General features: G+C 53.3%; 13 protein-coding genes and 1 pseudogene. 12 read left to right on the top strand and 2 right to left on the bottom strand.

All coding sequences use genetic code 11. The annotated features are described in order from the left end of the window. Positions 1–64: 64 nt before the first annotated feature. Positions 65–913: an NADPH-dependent 7-cyano-7-deazaguanine reductase QueF gene (gene queF, locus ACE15A_RS18940; protein WP_053509167.1), complete on the bottom strand. Its 849-nt coding sequence runs from the start codon at positions 911–913 to the stop codon at positions 65–67. 68 nt (positions 914–981) lie between these two features. Here queF and syd point away from each other — a divergent pair, with 68 nt between their 5' ends. From syd to ACE15A_RS18900, 8 genes and pseudogenes are all read left to right on the top strand, one after another. Continuing rightward, complete coding sequence (gene syd, locus ACE15A_RS18935; protein WP_023249273.1) at positions 982–1,527, top strand: SecY-interacting protein; 546 nt, start codon at positions 982–984, stop codon at positions 1,525–1,527. A 613-nt stretch (positions 1,528–2,140) separates the two neighbouring features. Then, on the top strand, positions 2,141–2,470 hold the full coding sequence (locus ACE15A_RS18930) for a YqcC family protein (RefSeq protein WP_023249275.1): 330 nt from the start codon (positions 2,141–2,143) through the stop codon (positions 2,468–2,470). Beyond that, complete coding sequence (gene truC, locus ACE15A_RS18925; protein ID WP_053509165.1) at positions 2,470–3,252, top strand: tRNA pseudouridine(65) synthase TruC; 783 nt, start codon at positions 2,470–2,472, stop codon at positions 3,250–3,252. Before ACE15A_RS18930 ends, truC begins: the two co-directional genes overlap by 1 nt. Before the next feature lie 18 nt (positions 3,253–3,270). Then, complete coding sequence (locus tag ACE15A_RS18920; RefSeq protein WP_023249277.1) at positions 3,271–3,720, top strand: flavodoxin; 450 nt, start codon at positions 3,271–3,273, stop codon at positions 3,718–3,720. A gap of 480 nt (positions 3,721–4,200) precedes the next feature. Beyond that, a complete protein-coding gene (gene gudP, locus ACE15A_RS18915; RefSeq protein WP_053509163.1) occupies positions 4,201–5,559 on the top strand; it encodes a galactarate/glucarate/glycerate transporter GudP in 1,359 nt (452 codons plus the stop codon). A 61-nt stretch (positions 5,560–5,620) separates the two neighbouring features. Further along, a pseudogene (locus tag ACE15A_RS18910) lies at positions 5,621–5,710 on the top strand (hypothetical protein); the annotation flags it as partial. A 20-nt stretch (positions 5,711–5,730) separates the two neighbouring features. Further along, the gene (gene gudD / locus ACE15A_RS18905; RefSeq protein WP_001275833.1) at positions 5,731–7,071 is read left to right on the top strand and encodes a glucarate dehydratase; all 1,341 of its coding nucleotides are present in this window, start codon (positions 5,731–5,733) and stop codon (positions 7,069–7,071) included. 77 nt (positions 7,072–7,148) lie between these two features. Next, positions 7,149–8,291 (top strand): glycerate kinase, encoded by a 1,143-nt coding sequence (locus ACE15A_RS18900; RefSeq protein ID WP_053509161.1) that lies wholly within the window; start codon positions 7,149–7,151, stop codon positions 8,289–8,291. 72 nt (positions 8,292–8,363) lie between these two features. On the opposite strand, the gene barA is transcribed toward ACE15A_RS18900, so the two are convergent. Then, complete coding sequence (gene barA / locus ACE15A_RS18895; protein WP_053509159.1) at positions 8,364–11,120, bottom strand: two-component sensor histidine kinase BarA; 2,757 nt, start codon at positions 11,118–11,120, stop codon at positions 8,364–8,366. A gap of 57 nt (positions 11,121–11,177) precedes the next feature. Between barA and rlmD the strand changes: the two genes are divergently transcribed. The 4 genes from rlmD to pyrG all read left to right on the top strand — a co-directional run bounded on the left by rlmD (position 11,178) and on the right by pyrG (position 17,490). Next, positions 11,178–12,473, top strand: a complete 1,296-nt coding sequence (rlmD, locus tag ACE15A_RS18890) for a 23S rRNA (uracil(1939)-C(5))-methyltransferase RlmD (protein WP_129382495.1) — start codon at positions 11,178–11,180, stop codon at positions 12,471–12,473. Positions 12,474–12,524: 51 nt separating this feature from the next. Beyond that, on the top strand, positions 12,525–14,759 hold the full coding sequence (gene relA / locus ACE15A_RS18885) for a GTP diphosphokinase (protein ID WP_000226833.1): 2,235 nt from the start codon (positions 12,525–12,527) through the stop codon (positions 14,757–14,759). 74 nt (positions 14,760–14,833) lie between these two features. Further along, a complete protein-coding gene (gene mazG, locus ACE15A_RS18880; protein ID WP_053509154.1) occupies positions 14,834–15,625 on the top strand; it encodes a nucleoside triphosphate pyrophosphohydrolase in 792 nt (263 codons plus the stop codon). 227 nt (positions 15,626–15,852) lie between these two features. Beyond that, positions 15,853–17,490 carry a glutamine hydrolyzing CTP synthase gene (gene pyrG / locus ACE15A_RS18875; RefSeq protein ID WP_000210861.1) on the top strand — a complete coding sequence of 546 codons (1,638 nt, stop codon included), beginning with the start codon at positions 15,853–15,855 and terminating at the stop codon, positions 17,488–17,490. Positions 17,491–17,507 lie beyond the last annotated feature (17 nt).

The following is a 17,507-nucleotide window of genomic DNA, read 5'->3' as shown; positions in this document are numbered from 1 at the left end:
CCCTGGCTGATGATCTTTCACAACCTTACATGCGCAATCCGGCACGCAAAATTGACAAAAAAGATTACTGACGCGCCAGCCTGCCCGTGGCGGGCACAAAATCGGTATTGCTGCGCCATGGATTAATGTCCAGCCCGCCGCGGCGGGTATAGCGCGCATAAACGCTTAGCGTTTCCGGCTGGCAGAAGTGCAGAATGTCATTGAAAATGCGCTCTACGCACTGCTCGTGAAATTCATTATGGTGACGGAATGAGACCAGATAGCGCAGCAGTTTTTCCCTGTCGATTTTGCGTCCGCGGTACTGAATTTGTATCGAGCCCCAGTCCGGTTGGTGGGTGATCAGGCAGTTGGATTTTAACAGATGACTGACCAGCGTCTCTTCCACTCTCTTCTCGCCGCTGACCGCATGTTGCAGATAGTCGGTAGTAAGCTGGTAGTTGTCGATACTGATATCCTGATCGTCAATACAGGCGCCGTGGAAATGGGCGACAGGCTGTCCTTCCAGCTCATTAAGACGATGAAGCCTCACGCTAACGTCGCCCTGCGCGCAGGCACGCAGATCGCGTTCCAGCGTCTGGCGCACCGTCTCCCAGGTGTCAAAGCGCGTCTGGTTAAAGCTGTTCAGATACAGTTTAAAGCTTTTGGATTCAATTAAATTAACGCTGGTGTAATCCAGTTCGACATGCCCGACTGCGACCTGAGGAAGACCATGGCTGTTAAGCCAGGAAAGTTCATATAACGTCCAGATATCCGCGCCGTGGAACGGCAGATTATCGGCTTTTAATCCGAGCGGGTCGCGATTTAAACTGCGCGGCACGCCCTGCAGCAGGCTGGCATCGTAATTGTCCCGATAATCCGTTGATTTTCCGAGAGTCAGGCCATCGAGAGCCTGATGGTTTTCATAAGAAGACATGTTTCACCGTCATAAACCAGATACACTATACGCCAAGTGTATCCTGGCTTTTATGAAGAGAGAAACTGGTGGACGAACTGACAGCGCAGGCGTTGAAAGCCTTTACGACGCGTTACTGCGACGCGTGGCAAGAAAAACACGATAGCTGGCCGTTGAGCGAAGAACTGTATGGCGTACCTTCCCCGTGCATTATTTCTTCAACCCGCGATGCCGTTTACTGGCAGCCGCAACCTTTTGAAGGCGAAGAAAATGTAAACGCGGTTGAACGCGCCTTTGATATTGTGGTACAACCTGCGCTCCACGCGTTTTACACCACGCAGTTTGCTGGCGACATGCCCGCGCAGTTTGCGGATGAAAAGCTCACGCTACTGCAAACCTGGAGTCAGGATGACTTTCGGCGCGTGCAGGAAAATCTGATAGGCCATCTGGTCACGCAAAAGCGGCTCAAGCTTTCTCCCACGCTTTTTATTGCGACGCAGGAAAATGAGCTTGAGGTTATCTCGGTCTGTAATCTGTCCGGCGAGGTGATTAAAGAAACGCTGGGCACCCGCAATCGTACCGTCCTTGCCGCAACGCTTGCGGAATTTCTTACGCAACTTAATCCTCTTCTGTAATCGTTTGCCCTAACAAGTGTGAGAGATCTCTTACAAGGTCTGTAGGAGATCGCCAGGATATCAGCGAATACATGGCCTCCTCTTTCTTATGTAAGTCTATATAAATCAATATATTAAAATGTTATTGAGCGCTTTCATATGAAAATTTACTTAAGGTATTGTCTGTAAGCGTCTTGTAAGACAAGGTGAAACAGGCGATTCTATCTTCGTCGACAGGGAGTCGTACACCGAAGTGAACGTCAGGATGATGACGCTTCAGCAGGACACGCCAGGATGGTGTTACAAGGAAAGGCTTCAGGATGAAGCAAAGTGGAAAGCGCAGGATGCGTTAAAGGACACCTCCAGGACGGAGAACGAGAGCCGATGAGGATGTTCGGCGGGTATGGATGACCAGGGACGCTTCAGGATGAAGCTATCACATCGGGGCGATGTGCGCAGGATGCAAACGTTCAGGATGAGCAGGCCGTAAGGTCACAGGAAAAGTTGTCACGGATGAGCAGGGAGCACGAAAAGTAGCTGGAATGCTGCGAAACGAACCGGGAGCACTGTTTACACAGTGCTCCCTTTTTTTTGTTATTCTTCGCGCCAGATTTTCATCATTGAGGTTTTTAACATGACGACTCATGACCGTGTGCGTCAGCAGTTACATGCGCTTGAAACGCTGCTGCGCGAGCATCGCCACTGGCGGCTGGATGCGCCGCAGGCGCACCTGTTTACCAGCACGCAGCCATTTTATATGGATACCATGGCACCGCTGGAATGGTTGCAATGGGTATTGATCCCGCGTATGCATACCCTACTTGATAATGCGCAGCCGCTGCCCGAGGCGTTTGCCATCGCCCCTTATTACGAAATGGCGCTGGCGGCGGATCATCCGCAGCGGGAGGCGATCCTGGCGGTTTTGCAGGATCTGGATGCGCTATTCACCCGCGATAAATCCTGATGCTGGAGATCCTCTATCAAGACCCGTGGCTGGTTGCCGTGAATAAACCTGCAGGCTGGCTTGTTCACCGGAGCTGGCTGGATCGCGACGAAAAAGTTGTGGTTATGCAAACGGTACGCGACCAAATTGGCCAGCATGTTTTTACCGCTCATCGTCTCGACAGACCCACGTCGGGCGTACTGTTGATGGGGCTGTCCAGCGAAGCGGGACGCCGCCTGGCGCAGCAGTTCGAACAGCACCACATCCGTAAACGCTACCATGCCATTGTGCGCGGCTGGCTGATGGATGACGCGGTACTGGATTATCCGCTGGTGGAAGAGCGCGATAAAATTGCCGATAAATTCGCCCGGGAGGATAAAGCGCCCCAGCCGGCTGTAACGCAGTATCGCGGACTGGCGACGGTCGAAATGGCGGTGCCGACCGGACGTTATCCCACCACGCGTTATGGTCTGGTTGAACTGGAGCCGAAAACGGGACGCAAACACCAGCTCCGTCGTCATCTGGCGCATCTGCGCCATCCTATCATCGGCGACAGTAAACACGGTGATTTGCGACAAAACCGCAGCGCGGCGGAACATTTTGCCTGTCGTCGCCTGATGCTTCATGCCAGCCGACTTGAACTGACGCATCCCTTCACCGGGCAGCCGTTGATGATTCAGGCCGGGTTGGATGAAACCTGGATGCAGGCGCTGACACAGTTTGGCTGGCGGGGACTTCTCCCTGACAATGAAAGGGTTGAGTTTACGGCGGCGTCCCGGCAGGATGAGTCTCATCAGGCATAATTCAGGGAGATACGCATAATGGCGGAAATTGGTATTTTTGTCGGGACCATGTATGGCAACTCACTGCTGGTGGCGGAAGAAGCGGAAGCGATCCTCGCCAGACAGGGCCACAGCGCGACCGTGTTTGAAGATCCTGAACTGTCCGACTGGCAGCAATATCAGGACAAGGTTGCGCTGGTGGTCACCTCGACGACCGGGCAGGGCGATCTACCGGACAGCATTGCGCCGCTCTTTCACGGCATTAAAGATACGTTAGGTTTTCAACCAAACCTGCGTTACGGGGTGATTGCGTTAGGTGATAGCAGCTACCCCAATTTCTGTAATGGCGGCAAACAGTTTGATGCCCTGCTGCAGGAGCAAAGCGCGCGACGGGTGGGGGAGATGTTATTAATTGACGCCAGCGAACATCCGGAGCCGGAGAGCCAATCCAATCCCTGGGTTGAACACTGGGGAACCTTACTTTCCTGAGGTAAATCCCTCCCCCTACGGGAGGGTACCTTTTTGTTTGCTTGCGTTGCCAGTAAGCAAAATAACGACCTGTACACAGTGTAAAGAAACTGAATCGTGTTAGCTTTGTGCATATACCCGCAAAAGCGGCAGTTTTTTACGGGCGTTTTCATGTAATCAAGCGACCTGTTTCACATTCTTCTCTTTTTATCCCTCCTGCGTCGGCGCCTGACGCCTTCTGATTTCATTTCCGTGAAGTGGCTTCCACTGTCCTGGGCTTTTGCCATAAACAGGCGTAATTCATCGCCAAAATACTGTGTTGTTGCACGGTGAGTGTGCGTGGCGCGCTTTTTATACTTCTCCTGCCAGTGAATAAAAGCATGCAGCGTGCAAAGCAAACGACCTAATAAAGGCTGCAACAAGGAAACGTTATCTCTGATTCCCTACCGGTTGTGCAATTCAGAGTGAGCGTAGCTAACGCGAAATTTCAGGAGTGCAACAATGAGTTCATTAAGCCACGCGGCGAGCGGTGCGGAGAAACGCACGAACGCCCGCTACTGGATAGTGGTGATGCTGTTTATCGTCACATCCTTCAACTACGGCGACCGCGCCACATTGTCCATTGCCGGCTCAGAAATGGCTAAAGATATCGGTCTTGACCCGGTAGGCATGGGCTACGTTTTCTCTGCGTTTTCATGGGCCTATGTTATCGGGCAGATCCCGGGCGGCTGGCTGCTGGACCGCTTTGGTTCCAAACGCGTCTATTTCTGGTCTATTTTCATCTGGTCAGTCTTCACCCTGTTGCAGGGTTTTGTCGATATCTTTAGCGGTTTCGGCATTGTTGTCGCCCTCTTTACGCTTCGTTTCATGGTCGGTCTGGCGGAATCGCCTTCTTTCCCGGGCAACAGTCGCATCGTTGCAGCCTGGTTCCCGGCGCAGGAGAGGGGAACGGCGGTGGCCATCTTTAACTCCGCGCAATACTTCGCCACGGTTATTTTCGCGCCAATTATGGGTTGGCTGACGCACGAAGTGGGCTGGTCGCATGTCTTCTTCTTTATGGGCGGGTTAGGAATCATCATTAGCTTTATCTGGATGAAAGTTATCCATGAACCGAATAACCATCCGGGCGTAAACAAGAAAGAGCTGGAGTACATCGCAGAAGGTGGCGCGCTGATCAACATGGATCAGAAAGATACGAAAGCGAAAGTACCGTTTAGCGTCAAATGGGGCCAGATCAAACAGTTGCTGGGCTCTCGTATGATGATTGGCGTCTACATCGGTCAGTACTGTATTAACGCCCTGACTTACTTCTTTATTACCTGGTTCCCGGTCTATTTGGTCCAGGCGCGCGGTATGTCGATTCTCAAAGCGGGCTTTGTCGCCTCGGTTCCTGCGGTCTGCGGCTTTGTCGGCGGCGTGCTGGGCGGCATTATTTCCGACTGGCTGATGCGTCGTACTGGCTCCCTGAATATCGCGCGCAAGACGCCGATTGTACTGGGGATGTTGCTGTCAATGGTTATGGTGTTCTGTAACTATGTGAACGTGGAATGGATGATCATCGGCTTTATGGCGCTGGCTTTCTTCGGTAAAGGTATCGGTGCGTTGGGCTGGGCCGTGATGGCGGATACCGCGCCGAAAGAGATCAGCGGTCTTTCCGGCGGCTTGTTTAATATGTTCGGCAATATTTCCGGTATTGTGACGCCAATCGCGATTGGTTACATCGTTGGCACCACCGGTTCCTTCAACGGCGCTTTGATCTATGTCGGCGTTCATGCCCTGGTAGCCATCATCAGCTATCTGGTGCTGGTCGGCGATATTAAGCGTATTGAACTGAAATCTGTCGCAGGACAATTATCATGACAACGCAATCCAGTCCCGTTATTACGGACATGACAGTATGCTACTCAACATGGCGTGAAATGGGACACGCGGTGATGCTCAACGCAGTATGCAGTACCTGATCCCTGGCTGGACTTTTGATCGCAAACGCCCTGTTTTTGGTCGTCACTAATTCTGAATAAGGACTTGATTATGAGCGCACAATTTACGACGCCTGTGGTTACTTCAATGCAGGTTATCCCGGTCGCAGGCCATGACAGTATGCTGATGAACCTGAGCGGCGCGCACGCTCCCTTCTTTACGCGAAATATTGTCATTATTAAAGATAACTCCGGGCACACCGGGGTCGGCGAGATCCCGGGCGGCGAAAAAATTCGCAAAACGCTGGAAGATGCGATCCCACTGGTGGTGGGAAAAACGCTGGGTGAATATAAAAATGTCCTGACCGCCGTTCGTAACCAGTTTGCCGATCGCGATGCGGGCGGACGCGGTTTACAAACATTCGATCTCCGTACCACTATCCATGTGGTGACTGGCATTGAAGCGGCAATGCTTGACCTTCTGGGCCAACACCTTGGCGTCAACGTCGCTTCGCTGTTAGGCGACGGTCAGCAGCGCAGCGAAGTCGAAATGCTGGGTTATCTGTTCTTTGTCGGCAATCGCAAGGCCACGCCGCTACCGTATCAGAGCCAGCCGGATGAGCAATGCGACTGGTATCGCCTGCGTCATGAAGAAGCGATGACGCCGGAAACGGTAGTGCGTCTGGCAGAAGCCGCCTATGAAAAATATGGCTTCAACGACTTTAAACTGAAAGGCGGCGTGCTGGCGGGCGAAGAAGAGGCCGAGTCAATCGTGGCGCTGGCGAAACGCTTCCCGAACGCGCGCGTGACGCTTGATCCGAATGGCGCGTGGTCTCTCAATGAAGCGATCAACATCGGTCGTTATCTGAAAGGATCGCTGGCCTATGCGGAAGATCCTTGCGGCGCGGAACAGGGCTTCTCCGGACGCGAAGTGATGGCGGAGTTCCGTCGCGCCACCGGCCTGCCGACGGCGACCAATATGATTGCTACCGACTGGCGTCAGATGGGGCATACGCTATCGCTACAATCTGTAGATATCCCGCTGGCGGACCCGCACTTCTGGACTATGCAAGGCTCTGTACGCGTGGCGCAAATGTGTCATGAGTTCGGCCTGACCTGGGGCTCCCACTCTAATAACCACTTTGATATTTCGTTGGCGATGTTTACCCACGTTGCGGCGGCGGCGCCGGGCAAGATCACCGCGATCGATACCCACTGGATCTGGCAGGAAGGTAATCAGCGTCTGACTAAAGAGCCGTTTGAAATTAAAGGCGGTATGGTGCAAGTACCGACCAAACCGGGGCTGGGCGTTGAGCTCGATATGGATCAGGTGATGAAGGCGCATGAGCTCTATCAAAAGCATGGCTTAGGCGCGCGTGACGACGCGATGGGAATGCAGTACTTAATTCCAGGCTGGACGTTTGATAATAAGCGCCCTTGTATGGTGCGTTAAGTCAGAGTCGGTTTCGTAAGGGGCCGGTACTTCTCTGGGTGTATGCTTAACAGGAGCAACATGCATAAGGGCGACTTATGAAAATAGTGATCGCACCAGACTCGTATAAAGAAAGTTTGAGTGCTCTTGAGGTAGCGACCGCCATTGAACAAGGATTTCGCGAGATCTGGCCTGACGCGGATTACCTGAAACTACCGCTGGCGGATGGCGGGGAAGGTACTGTCGAAGCGATGGTCGAAGCGACGGCGGGGCGAATCGTGCATGTTGATGTCACCGGGCCGTTGGGGCATCGCGTCAATGCGTTTTATGGGCTTTCCGGCGATGCGCGTTCCGCGTTCATTGAAATGGCGGCCGCCAGCGGGCTGGAGCAGGTACCTCCCGCGCAGCGCGATCCGCTGAAAACCACGTCATGGGGAACCGGCGAGCTGATCCGTCATGCGCTGGATGCGGGCGTTGAGCATATCATTATCGGTATCGGCGGTAGCGCCACCAACGACGGTGGCGCGGGGATGGTGCAGGCGCTGGGGGCCAGGCTACGGGATGCGCAGGGCAATGATATTGCGCAAGGCGGCATTGGGCTGGAAACACTCGCCAACATTGATATCAGCGGTCTGGATAAGCGTTTGTCGGCGTGTCGTATAGACGTCGCCTGCGATGTGACGAACCCCCTGACCGGCAAAGAGGGCGCTTCTGCGGTTTTTGGTCCGCAAAAAGGGGCGACGCCGGAGATGATTGAACGTCTGGATACGGCATTGATTCGCTATGCGCATTTGATTGCCCGCGATCTGCATGTTGATGTGTTGGATCTGGCAGGCGGCGGAGCGGCTGGCGGCATGGGAGCGGCGTTATACGCGTTTTGCGGCGCGCAGCTACGGCGTGGCATTGAGATTGTCACCGATGCACTTCATCTGGAAGAATGCCTTGCGGATGCTGATTTAGTCATCACCGGCGAGGGACGCATCGACAGCCAGACCATTCACGGTAAAGTACCCATTGGCGTGGCAAACATCGCCAAACGGCATAACAAACCGGTAATTGGTATTGCGGGTAGCCTGACGGCGGATGTTGGCGTGGTTCATGAACATGGACTTGATGCCGTTTTCAGCGTGATTTATACCATCTGCACGCTGGAGGACGCTCTGGAGAATGCCGCCGAAAATGTGCGTATGACTGCGCGAAACGTGGCCGCTACGCTGAAGATAGGGCCGCTTTTACGCTAAAGCCAAAGTGGATTCGTAGGCCGGATAAGGCGAAGCCGCCATCCGGCACATTACCGCCTGATAGCGCTACGCTTATCCCAATATCTTCTTCGCTTCACGCGCGACATTATCCATCTCATCCAGCAGCTCCAGAAACTCAGGCTCCATCTCCTCTTCGTGGACGCCGCTGCGAAGCTGTTGCTCAATAAGCTGGCAAAGGTTCTTCATCCGCGGTACGCCGCTATAGCCGCAGCTCCCGTGTAGCTTATGGACCAGATCGACCAGACCGTTGGGATTTTCTCCCACCAGTTGTTCTTCAATTTTGTTGCGCACTTCCGGCAGGAAATCAATCAGCATTTGCAGCATATCCCGCGCCAGATCGGGCTTACCGGCAGCCTGGCGGAGCGCAAGCTGCCAGTCGAGCGTCGCATTCGGATTGAAGATAAATTCAGCCGGTTCCGGCGCCATCAGACGCGCCGCTACGTTGGCGCCGGGTTTATAGCGCAGCAACAGATTATGTAACTTCTCTTCTTCTATCGGTTTAGCCAGATAGTCGTTCATGCCCGCGCTGAGTAACTTCTCTTTTTGCCCCGCCATCGCATGTGCCGTAACGGCAATAACCGGTGTTTGCTGCTGATGAGGAAGCTGGTGAATCAACTCACAGGCGCGTATGCCGTCCATATCCGGCATCTGAATATCCATCAAAATCAGATCAAACTGCATTTGTTTCGCCCGATCTACCGCCTGATGCCCGCTATCACAAAGCTCTACGTGTTGGACTTTATCTTCCAGTAACGCGCCGATAAGCTTCAGATTGGCGGGATTATCATCAACTGCCATGACCGTCATGGCGATTTTACTGGCATCCATCAGTAGCGGTTCAGCATGGTGATTCAACTGGCAATATTCCGTCAGCGCTGGCAACAGGCGCGTTGACGTCAACGGTTTTAACAGACAGGCCGCCGCGCCTCCTTGTTTCAGCTTTTCTGCGTTAATTTGCGCATGGCAAGGCAGCGCCAGCAGCAGGAAGTCCGTCATAGACGCCGCTTTCGCCAGCCGTTCATGCTGCATGGTGAGCGGCTCGCGGAAGGTCACCGGAACGCTCAAAATCATAATATCGTAGTGCGTTAACGGCAGCGCGGAGAAGGTTGGACTGTAAACCACTTCCACTGGCGTGTCGCTCAGCAGATCCAGGGTACATTGCGCGGCGGTAGCATTCGGTTCGACATAAGCCAGTCGTTTTCCGGCCAGACACGCGGTCGACGGCCCGTCAATAATGACATTTGGGTTAAGATCAAGATTAATGTGAAACCAAAAGGTCGAACCGCGATTAGGCTGGCTGTGGAAAGAGATATCCCCGCCCATTTCGTTGACCAGCTTTTGCGTAATCACCAGCCCAAGCCCGGTGCCGCCGTGACGACGAGAAATACTGGCATCGGCCTGGCGAAACGCCTGAAACAGTCGCGACTGGTCGCGCTCCGGAATGCCGATCCCCGTATCACGGATCTGCACTTCAATCTGTACTTTGGTGTTACTGAGCGCCCGCTTTTCTACCAGAATATCGATATTGCCACTCTCGGTGAACTTAATAGCATTACCCACCAGGTTAGTAATGACCTGTTGCAGGCGCAGCGGGTCGCCAATCACATTATCCGGGACGTCGTTTTTAATATTTAACGTCAACTCCAGCCCTTTATCATGCGACGAGTGGGCCAGCAGAGTAACCACTTCATCCAGCGTATTACGCAGTGGAAAAGGGATACTTTCCAGAATGAGCTTACCGGCTTCCAGCTTGGAGAAGTCGAGCACGTCATTAATGATCGCCAGCAGATTATTCGCGGAACGCTCAATGGTGTTCAGATGGTCGCGCTGGGTGGGATTCAGCTCCGTTTTTAATGTCAGGCGAGTAAAGCCAATGACGCCGTTCAGCGGCGTTCGCAGTTCGTGCGACATGTTCGCCAGGAACTCCGACTTAATACGCGCCGCCTCCTGGGCGCGCTTTTTCGCCAGATCCAGCTCAACGTTTTGGATTTCCATCTGCTCAAGGGTTTCACGCAGATCCGAGGTGGCCTGATCGATATTATGCTGCATCTCTTCGTGATAGGCGGCAAGCGACATCGCCATGGAATTAATGCCGTTTTTCAGCATATCCAGTTCGCCCAGCATAAACCCTTCCACACGGCTATCCAGTTGTCCGCGCCGAATACGGTCAACGGTATTCACCATATTACGGATAGGCCCGGTGACATCGCGCATAAGCCGCCAGCCAAAGATCAGCGCAATACCAATACAAAAAAGCATCATCACGCTGGAGATAAAAATCTCTTTGTATTGCTGTAGCCTTACCGACTTGAGATCCAGTTCAAGCGCCACATACCCCAGCATATTTTTGGTATTTTTCGCGTCGGCAATAATGGACTCGTCCGGCGAATAGCTCTCCGAGATAATCGGTGTGCGCAGGATCATGATATCGCCGTGGCGATCGACGCTCAGACGACGTGGAAACGGCGCTCCGGCGGGAAGCTGCATCTGTGAGGGGTCCAGATGGAAATTAGATGTTACAAACAGACGGTTATGATCGTCATAAACGGAAATCGCCCGCACAATATCAGAATGTCTGCGGTGCAGAACGCTGATAAGTTGGCCGATAGACTCCCGGTTTTGTAAGTTCATACCATATTCGCTGGAGACGGCGAGCGGTTCAATAATACTGGCGCCGGCATCTTCCAGTTGACGCTGCAGGTCGTTATAGCGGTGCACCACAAAAAAGATACTGAGCAGCAAACCTATCAGGACGGTCGGGGCCAGGATCAGAATCATCATGCGTGCGCGCAGGCTGTAGTTGGTCATGGAGTTCCGTTATGGGACAATTAGGGTCACACTGTTAAATTGAGAAAAAGCTGGTCGATGGCGCAATTCTACTCTGCAAAACGGCGCGTGACGACGCGTCAGATCATAACCGTTAAAGTCAATGACCTCGATCCATTTGGTCAGGGCGTAGCCCGTCATAACGGAAAGGCGCTGTTTATCCCCGGTTTATTGCCTGAGGAAAGCGCAGAAGTCATTATCACAGAAGATAAAAAGCAATTTGCCCGCGCACGCGTTTCGCGCCGTTTGAATGATAGCCCGGAACGAGAGGCGCCGCGCTGTCCGCATTTTGGCGTCTGCGGCGGTTGTCAGCAACAACATGTCGGCATCGCCTTGCAACAACGCAGCAAAAGCGCGGCGCTGGCGCGTTTGATGAAACACGAGGTGAATGACATCATTGCCGGCGCGCCCTGGGGCTATCGGCGTCGTGCGCGGTTAAGTCTGAATTGCCCGCCGGATAAACCGCTGCAAATGGGATTTCGCAAAGCGGGTTCCAGCGATATCGTCAATGTCGAACAGTGCCCTGTTTTGGTGCCCCAGCTTGAAGCATTGCTGCCCCGAATCAGAGCGTGTCTGGCGAGTTTACACGGCACCCGACACCTTGGGCATGTCGAGCTGGTACAGGCGGGAAGCGGTACGCTGATGATTCTGCGCCATACCGCGCCATTGAGTGCAGCGGATAAAGAAAAACTGGAACGCTTTTCGCATTCTGAGGGATTGTCTCTGTTTCTGGCGCCGTTTAGCGAGATACTGGAAACGGTCTCCGGCGAAGCGCCCTGGTATGACTCGCACGGCTTACGTTTAGCCTTCAGTCCGCGAGACTTTATTCAGGTTAATGAAGCGGTAAACCAGCAAATGGTCGCCCGCGCGCTGGAGTGGCTTGATGTGCGCGCCGAGGATCGTGTCCTGGATCTGTTCTGCGGAATGGGGAATTTTACGCTGCCGCTGGCAACGCGCGCAGCAAGCGTGGTAGGGGTTGAGGGCGTTCCGGCGCTGGTAGAAAAAGGCCGTGAAAACGCCATCCGCAATGGGTTACATAATGTGACATTCTTCCATGAGAACCTGGAGGAAGATGTCACGAAGCAGCCGTGGGCGAAAAACGGCTTTGACAAAGTCTTACTCGATCCTGCGCGTGCGGGGGCTACAGGAGTGATGCGACATATTTTAAAATTAAAACCTATTCGCATTGTTTATGTATCCTGTAATCCGGCGACGCTGGCGCGCGATAGTGAAGCGCTAGTCAATGCGGGATATGAGGTTACGCGTTTAGCGATGCTCGACATGTTCCCGCACACAGGACATCTGGAATCAATGGTTCTGTTCGAGCACATGTAATGATTACCGGCTTACCGACTTCGGTAGGCCTGGTCCCTTAAGGAGAGGACGATGGTCGCGGTAAGAAGTGCACATATTAATAAAGCTGGTGAATTTGATCCGAAGAAGTGGATCGCAAGCCTGGGAATTTCCAGCCAGCAGTCGTGTGAGCGCTTAGCCGAAACCTGGGCGTATTGCCTGCAACAGACACAAGGACATCCGGATGCGGATCTGTTGCTGTGGCGTGGCGTGGAGATGGTAGAAATTCTTTCCACGCTGAGTATGGATATCGACACGCTGCGGGCGGCGCTACTGTTCCCTCTGGCCGACGCCAACGTGGTCAGCGAAGATGTGCTGCGCGAAAGCGTCGGCAAATCTATCGTTACCCTGATTCATGGCGTGCGCGATATGGCGGCGATCCGCCAGTTAAACGCTACTCATAACGACTCTGTTTCTTCGGAGCAGGTCGATAACGTCCGTCGAATGCTGTTGGCGATGGTGGATGATTTCCGCTGCGTGGTGATCAAACTGGCCGAGCGAATCGCTCATTTGCGCGAAGTGAAAGATGCGCCGGAAGATGAGCGCGTGCTGGCGGCTAAAGAATGTACCAACATCTATGCGCCGCTCGCTAATCGTTTGGGGATTGGGCAACTGAAGTGGGAGCTGGAAGACTACTGTTTCCGCTACCTGCATCCGGCAGAATACAAACGCATCGCTAAACTGTTGCATGAACGGCGGATCGATCGTGAGCATTACATTGAAGAGTTTGTCGGGCATCTGCGCGCCGAAATGAAAAACGAAGGCGTTATGGCGGAAGTCTACGGACGACCAAAACATATTTACAGTATCTGGCGCAAAATGCAGAAAAAGCATCTGGCGTTTGATGAACTCTTTGACGTCCGCGCTGTGCGTATCGTCGCCGAGCGCCTCCAGGACTGCTATGCCGCACTGGGGATAGTGCATACTCACTATCGTCACCTGCCGGATGAATTCGATGACTATGTCGCCAACCCGAAGCCGAACGGCTACCAGTCTATCCATACCGTGGTACTGGGGCCGGGCGGTAAAACCGTTGAGATCCAGATCCGTACCAAACAGATGCATGAAGACGCCGAACTGGGCGTGGCGGCGCACTGGAAGTATAAAGAAGGCGCCGCGTCCGGCGGCGTGCGTTCCGGCCATGAAGACAGAATTGCGTGGCTGCGTAAGCTGATCGCCTGGCAGGAAGAGATGGCGGATTCCGGCGAAATGCTGGATGAAGTGCGCAGCCAGGTGTTTGACGATCGAGTCTACGTCTTTACGCCAAAAGGCGATGTGGTGGATTTGCCTGCCGGATCTACGCCGCTCGATTTTGCTTACCACATCCACAGCGATGTCGGGCACCGCTGCATCGGCGCTAAAATCGGCGGCCGTATTGTTCCATTCACCTATCAGTTGCAGATGGGCGATCAGGTTGAAATTATCACTCAGAAGCAGCCGAATCCCAGCCGCGACTGGCTGAATCCAAACCTGGGCTATGTGACGACCAGCCGCGGGCGTTCGAAAATTCACGCCTGGTTCCGCAAACAGGATCGTGACAAAAATATTCTGGCTGGACGGCAGATCCTCGACGATGAGCTGGCGCATTTGGGGATTAGCCTGAAAGAGGCCGAAAAGCATCTGCTGCCGCGCTACAACTTTAATGAGCTGGAAGAGTTGCTGGCGGCGATAGGCGGCGGCGATATCCGTCTTAATCAGATGGTGAATTTCCTGCAATCGCAGTTCAATAAGCCGAGCGCGGAAGAGCAGGATGCTGCGGCGCTGAAGCAGCTTCAGCAAAAAACGTACGCGCCGCAAAATCGTCGTAAAGACGACGGACGTGTGGTGGTGGAAGGCGTGGGTAATTTGATGCACCACATCGCCCGCTGCTGCCAGCCGATTCCGGGGGATGAAATTGTCGGATTTATCACTCAGGGGCGGGGAATTTCCGTGCACCGGGCCGATTGTGAACAACTGGCGGAGCTGCGCTCTCATGCGCCGGAGCGGATCGTAGAGGCGGTATGGGGCGAGAGCTACTCGGCAGGATATTCGCTGGTGGTGCGCGTAACGGCCAACGATCGCAGCGGCTTACTGCGCGATATCACCACCATTCTGGCCAATGAAAAAGTCAACGTGCTGGGCGTCGCCAGCCGCAGCGACATTAAACAGCAGATCGCCACCATCGATATGACGATCGAGATCTACAACCTGCAAGTGCTGGGCCGCGTGCTCGGCAAGCTCAACCAGGTGCCGGATGTCATTGACGCCCGTCGTTTGCACGGGAATTAATAACGTGTACGCCATCCGGCGTTTTTCGCCCGATGGCGCTTTGCTCATCGGGCCTATGTTTTCAGGATATTTTAATGAATCAAATTGACCGTCTGCTTAATATCATGCAGCGCCTGCGCGACCCGGAAGGCGGCTGCCCGTGGGATAAAGAGCAGACCTTTGCCAGCATTGCGCCCTATACGCTTGAAGAAACTTATGAAGTACTGGATGCGATTGCGCGTGAGGATTTTGACGATTTGCGCGGCGAACTGGGCGACCTGTTGTTTCAGGTGGTGTTTTACGCACAGATGGCGCAGGAAGAAGGCCTTTTCGATTTTAATGATATCTGCGCTGCCATCAGCGACAAACTGGAGCGCCGCCATCCCCATGTTTTTGGGGAGCTTTCCGCGAATAATAGCGAAGACGTATTAGTCCGCTGGGAGCAAATAAAAACGGAAGAACGTGCGCAAAAAGCGCAGCATTCCGCGCTGGATGATATTCCACGCAGTTTACCGGCCTTAATGCGTGCACAAAAAATACAGAAACGGTGTTCAAACGTGGGCTTTGACTGGACGACGTTGGGACCGGTCGTCGATAAGGTCTATGAAGAGATCGATGAAGTCATGTTTGAGGCGCGGCAGGCGGTTGTTGATCAGGCTAAACTGGAAGAGGAAATGGGCGATTTGATCTTTGCCACGGTCAACATGGCGCGTCATTTAGGTACGAAAGCGGAGCTCGCATTGCAAAAAGCAAACGATAAATTTGAACGTCGTTTTCGAGAAGTTGAACGCATTGTCGCAGCCAGAGGCCTGGAAATGACCGGGGTGGACCTGGAAACAATGGAAGAAGTTTGGCAGGAGGTAAAACGCCAGGAAATTGATCTCTAAAGGTTTTAGGCGGTCAAGAGCGATTTGTGTGATTTTTTAAATAACAAGCGCTTGATTTACGTCAAAAACATTTACCTCAAAGGGGCTATTTTCTCACTCCCTATGTGAATGTCAGCCTGACGAAGAGGAGGAATAATGAAAGTTTGTGGCGTAGGTCATGTTCGGGTATACTGCTTTCCCGTCCTGGTTATTCCATCGTCTTTTAAACCTAACTTCTCAGGTTCCGCATGACAACGAACTATATTTTTGTGACCGGCGGGGTCGTATCCTCTCTGGGTAAAGGCATTGCCGCAGCCTCCCTCGCAGCCATTCTGGAAGCCCGTGGTCTCAACGTGACCATCATGAAACTGGATCCGTACATCAACGTCGATCCGGGTACTATGAGCCCAATCCAACACGGGGAAGTGTTCGTTACTGAAGACGGCGCTGAAACCGACCTGGACTTGGGGCACTACGAGCGTTTCATCCGCACCAAGATGTCTCGCCGCAATAACTTCACGACTGGCCGTATCTACTCCGACGTTCTGCGTAAAGAACGCCGTGGCGACTATCTGGGCGCAACCGTACAGGTGATCCCTCACATCACTAATGCGATTAAAGAGCGTGTGCTGGAAGGCGGCGAAGGCCATGATGTGGTACTGGTGGAAATCGGCGGTACCGTCGGCGATATCGAATCGCTGCCGTTCCTTGAAGCGATTCGTCAATTGGCGGTGGATATCGGTCGTGAACACGCGCTGTTTATGCACCTGACGCTGGTGCCTTACCTGGCGGCAGCGGGCGAAGTGAAAACTAAACCGACTCAGCACTCCGTGAAAGAGCTGCTGTCTATCGGTATTCAGCCCGATATTCTGATTTGTCGTTCCGATCGCGCGGTTCCTGCCAACGAGCGTGCAAAAATTGCATTGTTCTGTAATGTGCCGGAAAAAGCCGTTATTTCAATGAAAGATGTCGATTCCATTTATAAAATTCCAGGCCTGTTGAAATCTCAGGGGCTTGATGATTATATTTGTAAACGATTCAGCTTGAACTGTCCGGAAGCAAACCTGTCTGAATGGGAACAGGTCATTTACGAAGAAGCAAACCCGGCAGGCGAAGTGACTATCGGCATGGTAGGCAAGTACATTGAATTGCCGGATGCCTATAAGTCGGTGATCGAAGCGCTGAAGCACGGTGGTCTGAAAAACCGTGTTACCGTCAACATCAAATTGATCGATTCGCAAGATGTTGAAACGCGCGGCGTCGAAATTCTGAAAGATTTGGACGCTATCCTGATCCCTGGCGGTTTCGGCTATCGTGGCGTTGAAGGTAAAATCGCCACTGCGCGCTATGCGCGTGAAAATAATATTCCTTATCTGGGCATTTGCCTGGGGATGCAGGTTGCGTTGATTGAGTTCGCTCGTAACGTGGCCGGTATGGACAACGCCAACTCAACGGAATTTGTGCCAGACTGTAAGTACCCGGTTGTGGCGTTAATTACCGAGTGGCGTGATGAAGACGGCAACGTTGAAGTCCGTAGCGAGAAAAGCGATCTGGGCGGCACTATGCGCCTGGGCGCGCAGCAGTGCCAGCTTAGCGATGACAGCCTGGTACGTCAGTTGTATGGCGCGCCGACGATTGTTGAACGTCATCGCCATCGCTACGAAGTCAACAATATGTTGTTGAAACAAATTGAAGCAGCGGGTCTGCGTGTCGCAGGCCGTTCCGGTGATGATCAGTTAGTCGAGATCATTGAGGTACCGAATCATCCGTGGTTCGTGGCCTGTCAGTTCCATCCGGAATTTACTTCCACGCCGCGTGATGGACATCCGTTGTTCGCCGGCTTTGTTAAAGCCGCCAACGAGCATCAGAAACGTCAGGCGAAGTAAAAAAGTTAGAACGGCGG

The sequence above is a fragment of the Salmonella sp. HY31 genome, assembly GCF_042604575.1.
In the GTDB taxonomy this organism is placed as follows: domain Bacteria; phylum Pseudomonadota; class Gammaproteobacteria; order Enterobacterales; family Enterobacteriaceae; genus Salmonella; species Salmonella diarizonae.
Note: the sequence above shows the minus strand (reverse complement) of the source record. Positions and strands in the feature narration are given on the sequence as shown.